Origin of the sequence: Ornithinimicrobium sp. F0845 (genome assembly GCF_023015765.1) — a bacterium.
Lineage (GTDB): Bacteria > Actinomycetota > Actinomycetes > Actinomycetales > Dermatophilaceae > Ornithinicoccus.
This window is the reverse complement of record NZ_JALKAL010000009.1, coordinates 108251-125485: the sequence shown is the minus strand read 5'-3', so window position 1 is coordinate 125485 and position 17235 is coordinate 108251. Positions and strand designations below refer to the sequence as shown.

General features: G+C 70.7%; 18 protein-coding genes. 7 read left to right on the top strand and 11 right to left on the bottom strand.

From position 1 onward, the window contains the following. Positions 1–4 precede the first annotated feature (4 nt). Together MWU75_RS14030 and MWU75_RS14025 are read left to right on the top strand one after the other, a co-directional pair. Positions 5–1141: a glycosyltransferase family 4 protein gene (locus MWU75_RS14030; RefSeq protein WP_247091835.1), complete on the top strand. Its 1137-nt coding sequence runs from the start codon at positions 5–7 to the stop codon at positions 1139–1141. Positions 1142–1194: 53 nt separating this feature from the next. Further along, positions 1195–1737 carry a TetR family transcriptional regulator gene (locus MWU75_RS14025; RefSeq protein WP_247091833.1) on the top strand — a complete coding sequence of 181 codons (543 nt, stop codon included), beginning with the start codon at positions 1195–1197 and terminating at the stop codon, positions 1735–1737. 60 nt (positions 1738–1797) lie between these two features. Here the strand turns inward: MWU75_RS14025 and MWU75_RS14020 are convergent, their stop codons facing one another. Next, a complete protein-coding gene (locus MWU75_RS14020; RefSeq protein ID WP_247091831.1) occupies positions 1798–2649 on the bottom strand; it encodes a PAC2 family protein in 852 nt (283 codons plus the stop codon). A 116-nt stretch (positions 2650–2765) separates the two neighbouring features. Between MWU75_RS14020 and MWU75_RS14015 the strand changes: the two genes are divergently transcribed. After that, positions 2766–3458: an HAD family phosphatase gene (locus tag MWU75_RS14015; protein WP_247091829.1), complete on the top strand. Its 693-nt coding sequence runs from the start codon at positions 2766–2768 to the stop codon at positions 3456–3458. Positions 3459–3522: 64 nt separating this feature from the next. Here the strand turns inward: MWU75_RS14015 and MWU75_RS14010 are convergent, their stop codons facing one another. Next, entirely contained in the window at positions 3523–4422 is a 900-nt protein-coding gene (locus tag MWU75_RS14010; protein WP_247091827.1) for a PD-(D/E)XK nuclease family protein, read from the bottom strand. A 94-nt stretch (positions 4423–4516) separates the two neighbouring features. Here MWU75_RS14010 and MWU75_RS14005 point away from each other — a divergent pair, with 94 nt between their 5' ends. Beyond that, a complete protein-coding gene (locus tag MWU75_RS14005) occupies positions 4517–5608 on the top strand; it encodes a site-2 protease family protein (RefSeq protein ID WP_247091825.1) in 1092 nt (363 codons plus the stop codon). A gap of 24 nt (positions 5609–5632) precedes the next feature. Here the strand turns inward: MWU75_RS14005 and MWU75_RS14000 are convergent, their stop codons facing one another. Next, positions 5633–6403, bottom strand: a complete 771-nt coding sequence (locus MWU75_RS14000; RefSeq protein WP_247091823.1) for a helix-turn-helix transcriptional regulator — start codon at positions 6401–6403, stop codon at positions 5633–5635. 158 nt (positions 6404–6561) lie between these two features. Between MWU75_RS14000 and MWU75_RS13995 the strand changes: the two genes are divergently transcribed. The 3 genes from MWU75_RS13995 (at position 6562) to arc (ending at position 9869) form a co-directional block, all read left to right on the top strand. Next, positions 6562–7044 (top strand): hypothetical protein, encoded by a 483-nt coding sequence (locus tag MWU75_RS13995; RefSeq protein WP_247091821.1) that lies wholly within the window; start codon positions 6562–6564, stop codon positions 7042–7044. A 53-nt stretch (positions 7045–7097) separates the two neighbouring features. Beyond that, the gene (locus MWU75_RS13990; RefSeq protein ID WP_247091819.1) at positions 7098–8168 is read left to right on the top strand and encodes a tRNA (adenine-N1)-methyltransferase; all 1071 of its coding nucleotides are present in this window, start codon (positions 7098–7100) and stop codon (positions 8166–8168) included. A gap of 84 nt (positions 8169–8252) precedes the next feature. After that, a complete protein-coding gene (arc, locus tag MWU75_RS13985; RefSeq protein ID WP_247091899.1) occupies positions 8253–9869 on the top strand; it encodes a proteasome ATPase in 1617 nt (538 codons plus the stop codon). A gap of 86 nt (positions 9870–9955) precedes the next feature. On the opposite strand, the gene MWU75_RS13980 is transcribed toward arc, so the two are convergent. The 8 genes from MWU75_RS13980 to MWU75_RS13945 form a co-directional block, all read right to left on the bottom strand. Further along, positions 9956–10378, bottom strand: a complete 423-nt coding sequence (locus tag MWU75_RS13980; protein WP_247091817.1) for a hypothetical protein — start codon at positions 10376–10378, stop codon at positions 9956–9958. 5 nt (positions 10379–10383) lie between these two features. After that, positions 10384–12114 carry a sodium:solute symporter family protein gene (locus MWU75_RS13975; protein ID WP_247091815.1) on the bottom strand — a complete coding sequence of 577 codons (1731 nt, stop codon included), beginning with the start codon at positions 12112–12114 and terminating at the stop codon, positions 10384–10386. Next, a complete protein-coding gene (locus tag MWU75_RS13970) occupies positions 12111–12389 on the bottom strand; it encodes a DUF4212 domain-containing protein (protein ID WP_247091813.1) in 279 nt (92 codons plus the stop codon). Before MWU75_RS13970 ends, MWU75_RS13975 begins: the two co-directional genes overlap by 4 nt. A gap of 249 nt (positions 12390–12638) precedes the next feature. Then, positions 12639–14396, bottom strand: coding sequence for a cation acetate symporter (locus MWU75_RS13965; RefSeq protein ID WP_247091811.1), 1758 nt, complete (start codon positions 14394–14396; stop codon positions 12639–12641). Further along, positions 14393–14776: a hypothetical protein gene (locus MWU75_RS13960; protein WP_247091809.1), complete on the bottom strand. Its 384-nt coding sequence runs from the start codon at positions 14774–14776 to the stop codon at positions 14393–14395. The genes MWU75_RS13965 and MWU75_RS13960 overlap by 4 nt, the downstream gene beginning before the upstream one ends. Beyond that, positions 14773–15498, bottom strand: coding sequence for a LytTR family DNA-binding domain-containing protein (locus MWU75_RS13955; RefSeq protein WP_247091808.1), 726 nt, complete (start codon positions 15496–15498; stop codon positions 14773–14775). Before MWU75_RS13955 ends, MWU75_RS13960 begins: the two co-directional genes overlap by 4 nt. Positions 15499–15550: 52 nt before the next feature. Further along, the gene (locus MWU75_RS13950) at positions 15551–16732 is read right to left on the bottom strand and encodes a histidine kinase (RefSeq protein ID WP_247091807.1); all 1182 of its coding nucleotides are present in this window, start codon (positions 16730–16732) and stop codon (positions 15551–15553) included. Between the two features lie 11 nt (positions 16733–16743). Beyond that, positions 16744–17106 carry a DUF3054 domain-containing protein gene (locus MWU75_RS13945; RefSeq protein ID WP_247091806.1) on the bottom strand — a complete coding sequence of 121 codons (363 nt, stop codon included), beginning with the start codon at positions 17104–17106 and terminating at the stop codon, positions 16744–16746. Between the last annotated feature and the right edge of the window lie 129 nt (positions 17107–17235).

Sequence of the window (17235 nt, the reverse complement as noted above, 5' to 3'; positions counted from 1 at the left end):
GCGGGTGCGACGCACGCTCCTGGTCACGAACGACTTCCCCCCGCGCCACGGCGGCATCCAGAGCTATCTGCACAACTTCGCGGCGCAGCTCCCCGCGGAGGATCTGACGGTCTTCGCCTCGAACTATCACCAGGCCGACATGGCGGCCTTCGACGCCGCGCAGCCCTACGAGGTCGTCCGGTCCAGGCACACGATGATGGTGCCGACACCCGACGTCGTCCGCCAGGCGGCCGAGCTCGTGCGCGCCCACCAGATCGAGACGGTGTGGTTCGGCGCCGCAGCCCCGCTCGGCCTGATGGCTCCCGCGCTGAGGAAGGCCGGCGTGCAGCGGGTGATCGCCTCGACGCACGGCCACGAGGTCGGGTGGTGGATGTCGCCCGGGACACGCCAGGCACTGCGTCGCATCGCCGGAGCCTCGGACGTGATGACCTACGTCAGCCGCTACACCCGGCGCCGCCTCGACGGGGCCTTCAGCAGGGCCGGGTCCACGGCCCACCTGCCCTCCGGCGTCGAGGCCGAGGAGTTCCGGCCCGACCCGGCCGCCAGGGCGGAGCTGCGTGAGCGATACGGCCTCGGTGACCGACCCGTCGTGCTGTGCCTGTCCCGGCTGGTGCCGCGCAAGGGGGCGGACTCGCTGATCCGCGCGATGCCCCAGATCCGGCAAGCGGTGCCGGGGGCCGCCCTGGTGATCGCGGGCGAAGGCTCCTACGAGAAGAAGCTGCGCACCCTGGTGAGCCAGCACGGGGTCGACGACGACGTGCTGTTCACCGGCCGCGTCCCCTCCGAGGAGATCGCGGCGCACTACGCGATGCCCGACCTCTTCGCGATGCCCTGCCGCACCCGCGGGGGCGGCCTCGACGTCGAAGGCCTGGGCGTCGTCTACCTGGAGGCCGCCGCTGCCGGGGTGCCCGTCATCGCGGGGACCTCCGGCGGGGCCCCCGAGACGGTGCTGGACGGACGCACCGGGCTCGTGGTGGACGGGCGGGACGTGCCCCGGCTCGCCGAGGCCGTGATCAGCGTCCTGGGCGACCCCGGCCGGGCCGCCCGGATGGGCGCCGCCGGGCGGGAGTGGGTGCAGGACGCCTGGGGCTGGGAACACCTCGGCGCGCGACTGCGCACCCTCATCGACGGCACCGCCTAACGCACGCCCCTGAGGCTCGTGACGCTCCAGTCACTACTCATATAGTGGCGGTCATGACGACACGACGTGAGCGGGCGCTCGCTGCCGCCATCGAGCTGCTCGGGACCCAGGGGCTCAGCGCCCTGACGCACCGCCGGATCGATGCACGGGCCGAGCTGCCGCCGGGGTCGACGTCGAACTACTTCCGCACGCGCGACGCCCTGCTGACCGGCGTGGCTGACGCCATCCTCGAGAAGGATCTCGCGAGCGTCGGCCCCGCACTCACCCCCGCGTCCGCCGACGAGCTCCTCGACGCGCTGGTGGCCCTCCTGGACCGCACCACCCGCGATCAGCGCGTCCTGACCACGGCCCGTCTCGTGCTGTTCATGGAGGCGAGCCACGACCCTGTGCTGCGCGAGGCGCTGGGGCGTGGCCGGGCCGAGATCGAAACCGCCCTGGAGCCAGTGCTGCGCGCCCTCGGAGCCCAGGACCCCGGCGCGTCCGCCGGGGCCATCATGGCCTGCGCGGAGGGGCTGATCCTGCACCGCATCGGTCGCCACGACGACTCCGACGTGCGGCCGACCCTCGGCGTGGTCCTGCGAGGCGCGCTCGCGTGAGCGTCCGTGGGCCGGCCTGCGGGTCGGTGGGGCCGCCCCGACTTCCTGGGGTCAGCACACCTACCCCGCCTCGTGGCCGCCCCGGCGCCTGAGGTACTTCTCGAACTCCCGCGCGATGGCGTCCCCGCTGGCCTCGGGCAGGTCGGCGGTGTCCTGCGCGTCCTCCAGCGCCTCGACATACTCCGCGACCTCGTCGTCGGAGGCGGCCAGCTCGTCGACGCCGCGCTCCCAGGCCCGGGCCTGCTCCGTGAGGTCACCGTCGTCGATGACGCAGCCGAGGAGCTCCTCCAGCCGGCTCACGAGCGCCAGCGTCGCCTTGGGCGAGGGAGGACCACCGGCATAGTGCGGCACCGCCGCCCACACAGAGAGGCCGGGCAGGTCCCTCTGGTGCGCCTGGTCCATGAGCACCCCGACGATGCCGCTGGGGCCCTCGTAGGTGCTGCGCTCCACGTCATGCACCTCGCGGAGCTCGGCGTCCTCGGAGGTCACCGAGACCGGGATCGGCCGGCTGTGCGGCACGTCCGCCAGCAGCGCGCCCATCGACACCCAGAGTGTGCTCCCGTGGTCCATGGCGAGGGTGAGGAGCTCGTTGACGTAGGTGCGCCACCGGATCGAGGGCTCGATGCCGAGGACGAGTATGACGTCGCGCCCGAGCGGCGTGTCGCGTGCCAGCAGGACCCGGGTCGTGGGCCAGGTCAGCTGGCGCTGGCCGTTCACCAGCGCCACCCGGGGACGGTTCACCTGGAAGTCGTAGTAGTCCTCCGGGTCCATCACCGCCATCAGCTCGGCGTCCCACGCCTGCACCAGGTGCTCAACAGCCCGCGTCGCGCTCTCACCGGCGTCATTCCAGCCCTCGAAGGCCGCGATGACGATCGGGTCGTTCACCTCGCCCACGTGCCCCACATCAATCATGATCAGCCTCCGGTCTGACGGATAGGCGTCAGCCTACGAGTCCCGGGCCCGAATCCCGCGCACCCGGGTGCCAGAGGGCGTGGGAGACGCCTGGGGGCCGTCGCTAGGATCGACCGGTGACCGACCTCCCCGAGCTTCGCGCCGACCCGGCGCCGCTGCCCGCAGCGGTGCTGTGGGACATGGACGGCACCCTGATCGACACCGAGCCCTACTGGATGGCCGAGGAGGGCGAGCTGATCGCGCGCGCCGGCGGCACGTGGACCCAGGAGGACGCCGTCGAGCTGGTCGGCAACAGTCTCCTGCGGTCTGCCGAAATCATCCTGGCCCGCACCCCCGTCACCGGCACCCCGGAGCAGGTCGTCGACACGCTGCTGAGCGGCGTGGTGGCCCGGACCCGGGCCCACCTACCGTGGCGCCCCGGTGCCCGGGAGCTGCTGGTCGAGTGCGCAGAGCTCGGCGTGCCCTGCGCCCTGGTGACGATGTCGTGGACCCCGCTGGCGGACGTGCTGCTGGAACACCTGCCGCCGGGCACCTTCGCCACCGTCGTCACCGGTGATCAGGTCACCCACGGAAAGCCGTCCCCGGACCCTTACCTGCTGGCGGTCGAACGTCTCGGCGTCGACGCCCGGGACTGCCTCGCCCTGGAGGACTCACCCACCGGTGTGCACTCGGCCACCGCGGCCCAGGTGCCGACGATCGGCATACCCCACGTCGTGCCCATCCCGGAGGTCACGGGCATGGTGACGGTCCCCGGTCTGGAGGGACTGAGCCTGCAGGACCTGGCTGAGCTGGCCGCCACCGTCCGCTGACACTGCCCGGGCGCGCGGGAAGCGCGGGGTCGGGTCGGCGCTGGCCCGGTCGGCGCGCCCCGGACTACTCGTCCGCGTCGTCGGCCGGGGCGGTCTGCCCGGTCGCGCGCGGGTCGAGCGCCCGGCTCTTCGCATCCTCGGGTAGCGGCGGGGGAGTGCCGCCGAAGGCCGGACAGATCGGTTTGTGGTGGCACCAGGAGCACAGGCGACCGGTCCGCGGTCTCCAGTCCCCGGTCGTGGCCGCCACCTCGATGGCGGCCCACAGCGCCTTGACCTTGCGCTCGGTCGCCAGCAGCTCGCGCTCCTCCGGGGCATACCGCAGCACCTGACCGTCGCGCAGGTAGACCAGCTGCAGCAGGGTGGGGACCACGCCCCTGGTGCGCCAAAGGACCAGGGCGTAGAACTTCATCTGGAAGAGGGCCTTGCCCTCCCACTGCTCCGAGGGCGATCGACCTGTCTTGTAGTCGACGACGCGCAGCCGCCCGTCGGGGGCCACGTCCAAACGGTCCACGTAGCCGCGCATGACCAGGCCGTCGACCTCCGCCTCGACATACAGCTCCCGCTCGGCGGGCTCCAACCGCGTCGGGTCCTCCAGGGTGAACCAGGTGCGGACGAACCCGGCTGCCTCCTCGAACCAGGCCCGCTCCCGGTCGGCCTCGGTGACCTGCGGCGCGGTGTCGTCCAGAGGCGTGACCTCCTCGCCGGGCGCGGCCAGCAGCGAGGCCAGCTCGGGCTCCTCCTCCACCAGGCGGGCCCACTCGCCCGGGAGCAGTGCGATGGTCGCCTCCGGCGTGCGCTGCGGCGCCGGCAGGTCGAAGACCCGCTCGAGGGCCGCGTGGACCAGGGTGCCCCGAGCGGCGGCGGCACTCGGAGGCTCCGGCAGGCGGTCGATCACCCGGAAGCGATACAGCAACGGGCACTGCATGAAGTCCGAGGCCCGGCTGGGGGACAGGGCTGGAGACATGCCTGCAGCCTAGGCAACGCCACCGACAGTGCTCCGCCACCGACCAGTGTGCTCAGCGGCACGGGGTGTGCCTCGGCGCGGTTAGTGTTGCTCCATGACCGCGCCCCCCAAGGCGCCCGGGTGGCGAATCGGCCGTCTCGCCGGTGCGCCCGTCTACATCGGTCGCAGCTGGTTCCTCGTGGCCGGCGTGATCGTGCTGCTGTTCGGACCAGTGGTGCAACGCACCCTGCCCGAGCTGGGCGTCTGGGCCTACGTCGTCGCTGGCGCGTTCGCGCTGCTCCTGCTGGTCTCTGTGCTCGTGCACGAGGCCGCGCACGCCCTCGTGGGTCAGGCCTGCGGCTACTCAGTCAACCGCGTCGTGGCGGACTTCTGGGGCGGCCACACGGCCTACGACAGCCGCGACAGCACGGCGGGCCGCAGCGCCCTGGTGGCCATCGCCGGACCGCTGGCCAACGCAGCGTTGGCCGGCCTCGGCTGGCTCTGGCTGCAGCAGACCGACAACGGGATCGCCTTCCTGCTGGCGGCCGGCTTCACCTACGCCAACGGCTTCGTGGCCGCCTTCAACCTGCTCCCGGGTCTGCCCCTCGACGGTGGTTACCTCGTGGACTCCCTGGTCTGGAAGATCACCGGGAGCCGCGGGGCGGGGATGATCGTGGCTGGCTGGAGCGGACGCCTGATGGTGCTCCTGGCGGCCTGGTGGCTGATCGGCCGGCCCCTCCTCGCGGGCGAGCAACTGAGCACGACCAGCCTGTTGTGGCTGTTGGTCCTCGGCGGCTTCCTGTGGTTCGGAGCGAGCGAGGCGATCAAGGTGGGTCGCGCGCGGCAGCGGCTGGAGCGGGTGCGGGTCTCTCAGTACCTCACGCCGGTGTCCGTCGTCCCCGCGGCGGCACCGCTGACCGACCTGCCGCCGCCGACCGGCCAGCTCGTTCTCGGCACGGATGCCGCCGGCCAGCCGGTGGGCGTGCTCGACCCGACGGCACTGCGGAGCGTCCCACCAGACGTCTGGGGAGCCACCTCGGTCAGCGCCGTGCTGCAGCACCTCCCGGCAGCATGGGTGGTCCGCGCCACCCCCGAGGACGACATGACCGACGTCGTCATCGCGATGCAGACCGACAGCCTGTCGATGATCGCGGTGCGGGGCGTCGACGGGCAGGTCCACGGGGTCGTGCGCGCCGCCGACCTCTGAGATCGGCGCACGAGCGGACGGCCCTCACCGGGGCAGCGACTGCTCCAGCTCCATGACGGCCGCAGTGCGTGAGGACACCCCGAGCAGGCAGTAGATGTTCTGCAGGTGGGTGCGCACGGTCCCCTCGGAGATGCCGAGGGCCCGGCCGATGGAGTAGTTCGTGTGGCCCTCGCGCACGAGCCCGAGCACGGCGTGCTGCCGCTCCGTCAGCCGGCCGACGCCGCTGCCAGCGAGTCGCTGACGCCCGGCCTCGGCCTTCAGATAGGCCGCGTGCAGGTGCGGTTGGAGCAGCTCGAGGAGCAGCACGTCGTTCTCGTCGAAGTCGCGACCCTGTCCGCGCCAGGCGAGCAGCCGCAGCGTCTGGCCGGGACCGCCGTCGGGCCAGGCGACCATGACCTCGTGCTCCTGGCCGTCCCCGAACAGCTCGGACATCGGGTTGGCCAGCCAGTCGCGGCGGGTCGTCACGTCGGACTGCCGCAGAACCTGGGTGAGGTCGGTGGTCTGGTCCGGCCAGGAGCAGTCGGCTCCCCAGTAGCGCTGCCAGAACACGGCGTCAATCTCGTCGTTCTCTGGATTCAGCACTTCGTCGCTCTCGTCGGCAGTGGCAACCTGCATGAAGCGGTGCCTCTCGCGCCGACTGTCCATCGCGTTGAACGCCAGTGCTTCACACCCCAGCGCGGTGCGTAAACGCTCGAGCAGGACGAGCGGCAGGCCCACCCCAGGGCCCTCGGCGTGGAGCACATCGTGGAGCTCCCAGAGGGCGTCGACGGAGGCGGCGCGTGCGGTCACGGACATGGGAACCTCCCTTCCCAGCCTCCCTAGTGTGGCCCACATCACACTGACGCGCCAGTGCTTTCCCCGCCCCACGGCCTACGCAGATCTGCGTATGGCGACCAGCGCACCGGGTTCGGCAGGCTGTCACGGGTCAATCACACCCCGTGAGAGGGAAGATCATGAACAGTTCACAGCCCAGCCGCAGGCTCGCTCGCCTGGGTGCCGTCCTCGCCTCGGTCGCGCTGATGACCAGCGCTTCCATCGGGGTCTCGACGGCGCAGGAGGCGCCCGACCCTCCGTTCTGGATCGAGATGCCGCCGGTGGCAGGACCGACCGAGGTCGCCCCCAACCGCACGGTGCTCGTCGCCCGGATCAACATCCCGCCCGGCGGCTATGTCGACTGGCACCGCCACCCGGGGATGACCAGTGTCACGGTCGAGGGGGACGGCACGTTCACGCTCATGTCGACCAACTGCACGGCGACCGACTACACCGCGGGCGACAGCTTCAACCCGCCGCTCAGCTGGCACACGGCCCGCAACGTCTCCGACCTGCACGTCGTCGGGGTGGCGACCTTCGTCTTCCGCGGGAACAAGCCGACGATCATGGCCAAGTCCCGGCTCGACGCCAACCTCGACCGGAGGTGCGGCCTGGCGGAGTGACCCTGCGGCGAGCGCATCGTGTCGAGGAGGCTAGGCCACCTAGACTCCTCGGCGTGACCGACGCACCGCCCGCCCCGCAGCCGACCCCGCAGGACCCGACTGGCGCCATACTGCGTCGTGGTCCCTTCCGGGAGGGCGACCGCGTCCAGCTCACCGACCCGCGGGGCCGCCTGCACACCATCGCGCTGGAGGCCGGCAAGCAGTTCCACACCCACCGTGGGCACATCCGGCATGACGACCTCATCGGTGCGCCGGACGGCACCGTCGTCACGCACAGCTCGGGTCAGGAGTACCTCGCCCTGCGGCCCCTCCTGTCCGACTATGTGCTGTCCATGCCGCGCGGCGCGCAGGTGGTCTATCCCAAGGACGCGGGGCAGATCGTCACGATGGCCGACATCTTCCCCGGTGCCCGGGTGGTCGAGGCTGGTGTGGGGTCCGGCGCGCTGAGCCTGTCGCTGCTCCGCGCGGTCGGCGACGGCGGGCGGCTCTACAGCTTCGAGCGTCGCGAGGACTTCGCCGACATCGCACGGGGCAACGCCCGGATCTTCTTCGGGGCGGACCACCCGGCGTGGAGCGTCACCGTCGGCGACCTGGTGGAGATGCTGCCGCAGACCGTCGAGCCGGGCAGCATCGACCGGGTGGTCCTCGACATGCTCGCCCCCTGGGACTGCCTGCACGTGGTCGGGGATGCGCTCGCGCCGGGCGGCGTGCTGATCTGCTACGTCGCCACCGCGACGCAGCTCTCCCGCGTGGCCGAGGCGGCGCGTGACGCGGGCGGCTGGACCGAGCCGCAGGCGTGGGAGTCGATGGTCCGCGGCTGGCACCTGGAGGGGCTCTCGGTGCGCCCGGAGCATCGGATGCACGGGCACACGGGCTTCCTGCTCACCACGCGGCGGCTGGCTCCCGGCGCCACGGCTCCGGCGCGCCGCACCCGCCCCGCTCACGGGGCCTACGGCGAGGACTACACCCCGCCCGTCGAGGAGTGGACCCCCGAGGACGTGGGGGAGCGCGTCATCTCCGACAAGCGGGTCCGCCGGACGCTGCGCGACCTCAACCGCGACGCCGAGCGGACCTCCGACGCACGGGCTGGGGATGAACGCGGAGATCTGCGCCCCGGCGATTAGGCTGGAGTGACCCCATGCAGAGGAGTCACCGTGACCGAGGAGCCCCAGGATCGTCCCGCCGTCGCCGGGCACGCCCGCGTCCGTCTGCTCGAGCAGCGCGTCCTCCACCTCGAGACCCGGCTGGGCAGTGTCTCCGGGCAGAACGAGAAGCTCACTGACACCCTGCGCCAGGCCCGTGCCCAGATCGTCCGGCTCCGCGAGGACCTGGACTCGATGGGCGAGCCCCCGCTCAGCTACGCCACCGTGCTGCAGCGGCACGACGACAACCGCGTGGAGATTTCCTTCGCGGGTCGCAAGATCCAGGTGCGTGCCGTCTCGGACGTGCCGGTCGAGGAGCTCAAGCCCGGTCGTGAGGTGCTGCTCAACGAGGCGCAGACCATCGTGGGCGTGGCTGACTTCGAGCGCACCGGTGAGGTCGTGACGGTCAAGGAGCTGCTGGACGACGGACGGATCCTGGTCCTGGTCCGCGGGGACGAGGAGCGAGTATGCCGTGCGGCCGGCTCCCTGCAGCCGCCCTTCCGGGTGGGTGACGGGCTGCTCATGGACGCCCGGGCCGGCTTCGTCTACGAGCGGATCGCCATGTCCGAGGTCAGCGACCTGGTGCTCGAGGAGGTGCCGGACATCTCCTACGAGGACATCGGCGGGCTGGCCCGGCAGATCGAGATGATCAAGGACTCGGTCGAGCTGCCGTTCCTGCACACCGAGCTCTACGAGGAGCACCAGCTGCGCCCGCCCAAGGGCGTCCTGCTCTACGGCCCGCCGGGCTGCGGCAAGACGCTCATCGCCAAGGCCGTCGCCGCGTCGCTGGCCCGGCACTCCGCCGAGCGCGCGGGGCGCGACGACGCCAGCAGCTACTTCCTGAACATCAAGGGCCCCGAGCTGCTCAACAAGTATGTCGGCGAGACCGAGCGGCACATCCGCACGATCTTCCAGCGGGCCCGGGAGAAGTCCAGCGACGGCACGCCCGTGGTGGTCTTCTTCGATGAGATGGAGTCGCTGTTCCGCACGCGCGGGTCCGGGGTCTCCAGTGACGTCGAGACCACGATCGTGCCCCAGCTGCTGGCCGAGATCGACGGGGTCGAGCGGCTGGAGAACGTCATCGTCATCGGCGCCTCCAACCGTGAGGACATGATCGACCCGGCGATCCTGCGCCCGGGCCGGCTCGACGTCAAGATCAAGATCGAGCGACCGGACGCCGAGGGTGCCAAGGACATCTTCAGCAAGTACCTCACCCCCGCGATCCCGCTGCACCCGGATGACCTGGCGGAGCACGGCGGCGACCGCGACGCCACCGTCGAGGCGATGATCGCGGCGGTCGTGGAGCGGATGTACTCCCAGATCGACGAGAACAAGTTCCTTGAGGTCACCTACGCCGGGGGCGACAAGGAGGTTCTGTACTTCAAGGACTTCAACTCCGGGGCGATGATCCACAACATCGTCGACCGTGCCAAGAAGATGGCGATCAAGGACCTGCTGGTCTCGGGGTCGCACGGTCTGCGGGTCGACCACCTGCTGCAGTCCTGCGTCGATGAGTTCAAGGAGAACGAGGACCTGCCCAACACGACCAACCCGGACGACTGGGCGCGCATCTCGGGCAAGAAGGGCGAGCGGATCGTCTACATCCGCACGCTCATCTCCGGAAAGGACGGCACGTCGCCCGGGCGCAGCCTCGAGCGCGGCAACACCGGTCAGTACCTCTAACCAGCACCGCCGGGCAACGCGACGGAACGGGGTATGCCGACTCTCGCGTTGGCATACCCCGTCCCGTCTGGCGTGGGCTGGCTGGGTCAGCCCTCGGCGACCTCCAGGTGCAGCAGCTGCCAGGCCGCGATGCCGCACAGCAGGCCACCAACAAAGGTCAGCAGGAGGCCGGGACCGGGGATCCAGCCGGCCATGCCGACCTGGCTGAAGACGTGCCAGAACTGCCACACGGGGATCACCATGGCGACGCCCGCCGCGATGGCGCCCTGAACGACGGCCAGCATCCGGATCGGGACCAACGCACCAGCCAGTGCGAGCATCGCGACGGTGGCCGTCCAGAGGCCGGGGCCGGCCATCCCGGTGAACGTTCCCAGCTGGGTGTACAGCCAGGGGACGAAGGCACCGATGAGCATCATGACGCTGGCGGCCAGCATCCGCTTCTGTCCGGGCATCAAGCGCCGACGCGCCCGCTGCGCCGACGCGGGGCGCGAGCCCTTACGCTCCGCCACGGCCGTCACGACTCGTCCTTATCGTGGTGCTCACCGTGGAGCAGCTCGTCGTCGAGCGTCCCCGCTGCGTGGGCCGCGACCAGCTCGCTGCGACCCGGGTAACGGATGTCCTCGACCAGCTGCTGCATGGCCTCGGTCGGCTTGGTGGTGAACTGCGAGACGACGATCGTGACGACGAAGTTGATCACCATGCCGACCGCACCGAAGGCGACCTCGTTGATGCCGAAGATGCCGTCGCTGTTGCCGTAGATATCGATCGTCCACAGCTGATAGGCGATGGTCGTGCCCAGACCGGCGATCATGCCTGCTATCGCGCCCGCGGCGGTGCACTTCTTCCAGAAGATCCCGAGCACAAGGATCGGGAAGAAGCTCGCCGCCCCGAGTCCGAAGGCCAGCGCGACCACCTGCGCCACGAACCCGGGCGGGTTGATGCCGAGGTAGCCGGCGACCACGATCGCGGCGCCCATCGCGATGCGGCCGACCAACAGCTGACGAGCTTCGGAGGCCTGCGGGTTGATCTTCTTGTAGTAGACGTCGTTGGCCACGGACGAGGAGATGACCAGCAGCAGGCCGGACGCCGTGGACAGTGCCGCGGCCAGACCACCGGCGGCCACCAGACCGACGATCGGGGCGGGCAGCCCGGCGATCTCCGGCGTGGCCAGCACCACGATGTCGTTATTGATCGCCAGCTCGAAGCCCGCGCCGAGGCCACCCTGGACGTCGATGATGCCGTTGCCGTTGAGGTCGTCCACGGTGATCAGCCCAACCTCCTGCCAGGACTGGAACCAGGCTGGCTCGGACCCGATCGCGGTGCCTGGGATGTCGTTGAGGATGTTGAACTTGCTGAACGCGCCGATGGCGGGCGCGGTCAGGTAGAGCAGCGAGATGAAGAACAGCGCCCACAGGGCCGAGAAGCGTGCCGCCCGCACGCTCTTGGCGGTGTAGAACCGCACGATCACGTGCGGCAGGCCGGCGGTGCCGAACATCAGGGCGGCCGTGATCAGGAACATGTTGAGCATGTTCGTGGTGGCGAACGCCTCTGTGTACTCCGCCAGGCCGAAGTCACGCTGCAGGGCGTTGAGCTCGTCCATGATCTGGCCGAAGCCGATCTGCGGGATCGGGATGCCGGTGAGCTTCTGGGAGATGGCGATCGCCGGGATCAGGTAGGCGACGATCAGCACGGAGTACTGCGCCACCTGGGTCCAGGTGATGCCCTTCATGCCGCCGAGCACGGCATACAGGAAGACGATGACCATGCCGATGATGACGCCGACCGTGGTGTCGACACCGAGGAAGCGCTGGAAGACCACACCGACACCGGACATCTGGCCGGCGACGTAGACGAACGAGACGACGATCGCACAGATCACCGCGATCAGGCGGGCCGTCTCGGAGTAGCGGTCGCCGACGAAGTCCGGGACCGTGTACTTGCCGAACTTGCGCAGGTAGGGCGCCAGGAGCATGGCCAGGAGCACATAGCCACCGGTCCAGCCCATGAGGTAGACCGACGCGCCGTAGCCGTTGCCGGAGAGCGCGATGATGCCAGCCATCGAGATGAACGAGGCGGCACTCATCCAGTCGGCCGCGATGGCCGCGCCGTTGGCCGGGGCGGGGATTCCGCCGCCGGCGACGTAGAAGCCGGAGGTGGTGTTCACCCGGCTGGCGTAGGCGATGTAGATGTAGAAGCCGAAGGACAGCCCCACGAAGATGAGGGTCCACAGCTGGACAGAGCTCATGAGTGGTGGACCCCTTCCTCGTACTCGGTGATCCCGTACTCCTTGTCCAGCTTGTCCATCCGCCAGACGTAGATCGCGATGAGGATCAGGAAGGTGATGATCGAGCCCTGCTGGGCGAACCAGAACCCGAGCGGGATCTGCATGATCGACACCTGGTTCAGCTGCTCCACGAAGAGGATGCCCGCGCCGTAGGAGACGAGGGCCCAGACCGTGAGCAGGACGGCCATGAGGCGCAGGTTGCGTTTCCAGTAGGACTGGCGTGCTTGGGCATCCATCAGCACTCCTCGGTGGGGGGTGGGGCGATGTCGGACACGGGTTCTCTCCTCCACTGTCGGGGCCACGACGTTGTGACGCCCGACACGCTAGGGAGAGCGAGCGCGCGGCGGCAGGAGGTCGGTCGGATGGCGCGGTCAACGGTGCAAGGGATCGCCCGTCGGTGCCCAGCGGTGCGACGAACGGCGCCCGAGGCGGGACGAGCGGTCGGGCCCAGGTACGCCAGCGACCGGGCCCGGCTGCGCCAGCGGTCAGGTCCGGCTGCGCCAGCGATCCTCGGGGTCCCAGTCGCCGCGGTCGAGGTCGACGCTCTCGGGGGTGTGCAACCGGATCATCGTGCGGCTCACGCCGGTCGCGACCCGTCGCGGAGTCGCGAGGGAGACGAGCACCATGACCAGGAAGGCGATCGGCATCGTCCAGGCGGCCGGCTGCGCCAGCGCCGGTGTCCACCAGCCGCCGGCCGGCGCCCAGACCAGGGTGGTGAGGACGGCCAGGGTGGACAGACCGCCCCCGGTGACCAGTCCCGCGATGGCACCCACGTCGGTGAGCCGGGGCCACCAGATGCCCAGGAGCAGGAGGGGACAGAACGAGGAGGCGGCCACGGCGAACGCCAGACCCACCACGTCGGCGATCCCGAGGGAGGGACTGATCAGCGCCAGGGCGATCGGGACGATCAGCGCCAGGCTGGCGCCCAGCCGGAACGCCCGGACCGGGTTGCGCACCCGGCGACCGATCAGGTCCTGGGAGAGGACTCCGGCGACCGAGATGGTCAGTCCGGAGGAGGTGGACAGGAACGCGGCGAACGCACCCGCGGTGACCAGTGCCGACAAGGCGTCACCCGGCATACCGTCGATCAACCGGCCGGGCAGGAGGAGCACCACCGCGTCGGTGCGCCCGGTCAGCAGCAGGTCGGGGGTGTAGAGCCGACCGAGGACTCCGTAGACGGTCGGGAGGAGGTAGAAGATCCCGAGGAGGCCGAGCACCGCCACCGTGGTGCGGCGGGCGGCCCGGCCGTCGGGGTTGGTGTAGAAGCGCACGAGCACGTGCGGCAGCCCCATCGTGCCGAAGAACAGGGCCAGGATCAGGGAGTAGGTGGAGTAGAGGGGGTAGTCGCTGTCGGACCTCAACGGAAGCAGCCAGTCTGCCCCGCCCAACGGTCTGAGCGAGTCGGCGTGCGGGATCTGCGCGCCCGCCGGAAAGGTGATCTCGGTGCCCTGGCGCAGGTCGTGCGTCCCGGGGGTGAGGTCGACGGGCCCGTCCACCACCGCGCCGTTGACGACACCCTCCGCGTGGACCCGGACCGGCTCGGACACCTCGACCGAGACGCCGGTGCTGATCTGCACGGTCGTGGCCGCGGCGAAGGCCGGCGGGGCCTCCTGGTCGACGGTGGGGGAGCCCTGGGACTGCCACACCAGGAGGATGAAGACGGCGGGCACGGCCAGCGCGGTCAGCTTCAGCCAGTACTGGAAGGCCTGGACGAAGGTGATGCTGCGCATGCCGCCGGACAGCACCCCGATCAGGACGACCACGCAGACCAGGACCGGCCCGACCCACCGGGGCGCACCGGTCACCGTGCGGACGGTCAGTCCGGCCGCCTGGAACTGGGGGAGCAGGTAGAGCCAGCCGATCGTGACCACCAGGACGCTGGCCGTGCGGCGGGCGGGCAGGGACTCCAGACGGGCCTCCGCGAAGTCCGGCAGGGTGTAGGCACCGGAGCGTCGGAGCGGGGCGGCCACCAGCACCAGGAGCACCAGGTAGCCCGCGGTGTAGCCGACGGGGAACCACAGCATGTCGGCGCCGTAGGCCAGGATCAGGCCCGCGACGCCGAGGAAGGAGGCGGCCGAGAGATACTCCCCGCCGATGGCGGAGGCGTTCCACCACGGGGTCACGCTGCGTGAGGCGACGTAGAAGTCGCTGGTGGTGCGGGCCGCGCGGACGCCCACGATCCCGACCAGGACGGTGACCACCGCGGTCGCCAGGATCGCGACCAGGCCGAGCGTCGGGCTCATCGGTCGTCGAGCAGGTCCACGAAGTCGCGCTCGACCCGTTCGGCGTTGTGGGCGTAGAACCAGGCCGCGCCCAGGATGGCCGGATAGACCACGACACCCAGGACGAGCCAGGGCAGGGTGATGCCCAGAACTTCGACCGCAGCAACCTCCGGGAAGAGGTGGAAGACCAACGGGAGCGTCGCCAGGACGCCCAGGGACACCGTCAGCACCGCCAGGGCCAGCCGCAGCTGCGAGCGGATCAGTGAGGAGATGTAGACCTCGCCCAGACCTGTCTGTTCGTCGATCTCACGCGTCAGCGGGGCCGGACGCATCCGGGGGCGCTGGCGGCTCGGGTGGGTGACGGTGACCCGGCCGCCTGCCGGCCCGTCGGGCTCGCTCACCCGCCCGCTCGCTTGACGAGCAGGTCCCTGAGCTCACGAGTATGTCGTCGGCTCACCGTCAGCTCCCGGCCGCCGACCGACACGGTGTATCGGCCGCTGTCCACGCGGATCTCCTCGACGTGCTGCAGGGCCACGAGGTGGCTGCGGTGGATCCGGACGAACCCGGCGTCGGCCCACCGTTCCTCCAGGGTGGTCAGGGGCGTGCGCAGCAGGTGGCTTCCCTGGTGCGTGTGCAGGCGTGCGTAGTCGCCCTGGGCGGTGACGTAGATGACCTCGCTGCGCCGCACGAAGCGGGTGACGCCGCCCAGCTCCACCGGGATCGACTCGTCCTGCAGGTCCGGGCCCGGGGAGGCACTGCCGACGACGTGCTCCAGGGCCCGCGCGAGGGCCGCGGCCAGCCGCTCGGGCCGGTAGGGCTTCATCACGTAGTCCACCGCCTGGACGTCGAACGCGTCGACCGCGTGGTTCTCGTAGGCCGTCACGAAGACGACGGCCGGCGGCGTCCGGAACCGGGCGAGCACCCGGGCGAGGTCGAGCCCGGAGAGACCCGGCATCCGGATGTCGAGGAAGACGATGTCGACGTCCTCCTGCTCGAGCAGCCGGAGCGCCTCGGCGCCGTCGGACGCAGTGAGCACACTGCCCACGCGCCGGTCCTGCGAGAGCAGGTGCGCGAGCTCGCGCAGGGCGGGCGGTTCGTCATCGACGGCGAGGACGCACGGCATGGAGAGCACACTAGTCCGCGCGTCAAGTGAGTGTCAGGGCACGCCGAGGAGGTCAGTGGACGTGCACGCCGGGGGAGTACTTGGGGACCCGCATACTGACCTTGGTCCCCGCCCCCGGTGCGGTCTCGACGACCAGCCCGTGCTCGTCGCCGAAGACGCTGCGCAGACGTTGGTCGACGTTGCCCAGCCCCACGTGGTCACCACCCTCGCCGGTGAGGTTCTCCAGGGCTCGCTCGGGCTCCATCCCGACCCCGTTGTCCTCGATGCTGATGCTCGCCTCGTTGCCGGCGTCCTCGGCGATGATGATGATCCGCCCCCGGCCCTCGTCGCCCTCGAGCCCGTGGCGCACGGCGTTCTCGACCAGCGGCTGCAGGCAGAGGAAGGGGACGGCGACCGGGAGCACCTCCGGAGACACCCGGAGCGTGACCTCCAGCCGGCCACCGAAGCGGGCCTGCTCGAGGGCGAGGTAGCGCTCGACCGAGCGCAGCTCCTCGGCGAGGGTGGTGAACTCCCCGTGCCGCCGGAAGGAGTAGCGGGTGAAGTCGGCGAACTCCAGGAGCAGTTCTCGCGCGTGCTCGGGGTCGGTGCGCACGTAGGAGGCGATGGCCCCGAGGCTGTTGTAGATGAAGTGCGGCGAGATCTGGGCGCGCAGGGCCCGGATCTCGGCCTCGGCGAGCTTGGCGCGGGAGCGGTCCAGCTCGGCGAGCTCCAGCTGGCCGGAGACGAAGCGTGCCACCTCCTCGACCGCCCGCACCAGGCGCGCCGACGGGCGGTTGCCCGTGTAGGCCGTCAGGGCCCCTACCAGGTGATCCTCGGTCGTCAGCGCGGCCGTGATGGCGTGGCGGATCCGGCACTCGGGGTCCGGGCACGCGACGGTCGCGGGCCCGAGGACGACCGTGGACCCGTCCCGCACGGCGTTGACGGCGTGGCTCACCGCGTGCTGGGCGTGCACGTCGGCCCCGACGCCGTCCCAGGCGAGGAGGCGCGTGCCATCGGTGAGTGCCACTGCGGGGGTGCCGAGGAGGTCACGGAGGTGGCGGACGGCCTTCTCGGCGCCCGCCTCCAGGCCCGCTCGCAGCTCGGGAGTGGCCAGGCCGGTGACGTGCAGGACCTGGTAGGTGGCCTGGTCCTCCGGGGTGCCGAGGACGAGCCGGGACCGGACGAACCAGGTGAGCAGGACCGCGCCGGTCGCCACGATGAGCACGCCGATGGCGACCGTGAGCACCGTGTCCATAGCGGGTCAGCCTAGGACTCGGGGTCCGAGGGAATCGCGCCGCGGCCCAGGAGGGTGCCGATCAGTCGCCACCCCAGGAGCCCCGCGCCCAGAACGAGGGTCGCCACGATCATGAAGGGAAGGGCGGTGCCCTGGCCCGACAGGGCTCGCAGACCCATACCGAGGACGAGGGTGACTGGCCAGACCACACCGCCCGCCCGCGGGGTTGTCAGGGGGAGGCGCAGCGCCCGGGCAGCCAGCCAGCCCGCCAGGAGCGCGACGACGAACGGCCACAGCGCCTGGAGGGTGCCGGACCAGGCGAAGCCCTCCTCGTGCGTGGCGCGACCGATCAGGACGAAGACGGCGACCACGATCAGGTCCAGGGCGTAGCGCACGGACTCAGCGTGTCACAGCGTGGCAGCTACACTGCCTTCTGCCGGTGAACGCTTGTTCACCGTCGTGGTCCGTTGGTCGATGGCGCCCGCTGGTCACCACCGTCGCCACCCCACGTCATACTTTCCGCA

Coding starts and splice junctions, on each gene's coding strand:
- MWU75_RS14005 (WP_247091825.1), top strand. CDS start 4,517: ATGACCGCGCCCCCCAAGGCGCCCGGGTGGCGAATCGGCCGTCTCGCC.
- MWU75_RS13965 (WP_247091811.1), bottom strand. CDS start 14,396: ATGAGCCCGACGCTCGGCCTGGTCGCGATCCTGGCGACCGCGGTGGTC.
- MWU75_RS14010 (WP_247091827.1), bottom strand. CDS start 4,422: ATGTCTCCAGCCCTGTCCCCCAGCCGGGCCTCGGACTTCATGCAGTGC.
- MWU75_RS13970 (WP_247091813.1), bottom strand. CDS start 12,389: ATGGATGCCCAAGCACGCCAGTCCTACTGGAAACGCAACCTGCGCCTC.
- MWU75_RS13950 (WP_247091807.1), bottom strand. CDS start 16,732: ATGGACACGGTGCTCACGGTCGCCATCGGCGTGCTCATCGTGGCGACC.
- MWU75_RS14020 (WP_247091831.1), bottom strand. CDS start 2,649: ATGATTGATGTGGGGCACGTGGGCGAGGTGAACGACCCGATCGTCATC.
- MWU75_RS13955 (WP_247091808.1), bottom strand. CDS start 15,498: ATGCCGTGCGTCCTCGCCGTCGATGACGAACCGCCCGCCCTGCGCGAG.
- MWU75_RS13995 (WP_247091821.1), top strand. CDS start 6,562: ATGAACAGTTCACAGCCCAGCCGCAGGCTCGCTCGCCTGGGTGCCGTC.
- MWU75_RS14025 (WP_247091833.1), top strand. CDS start 1,195: ATGACGACACGACGTGAGCGGGCGCTCGCTGCCGCCATCGAGCTGCTC.
- MWU75_RS13975 (WP_247091815.1), bottom strand. CDS start 12,114: ATGAGCTCTGTCCAGCTGTGGACCCTCATCTTCGTGGGGCTGTCCTTC.
- MWU75_RS14000 (WP_247091823.1), bottom strand. CDS start 6,403: ATGTCCGTGACCGCACGCGCCGCCTCCGTCGACGCCCTCTGGGAGCTC.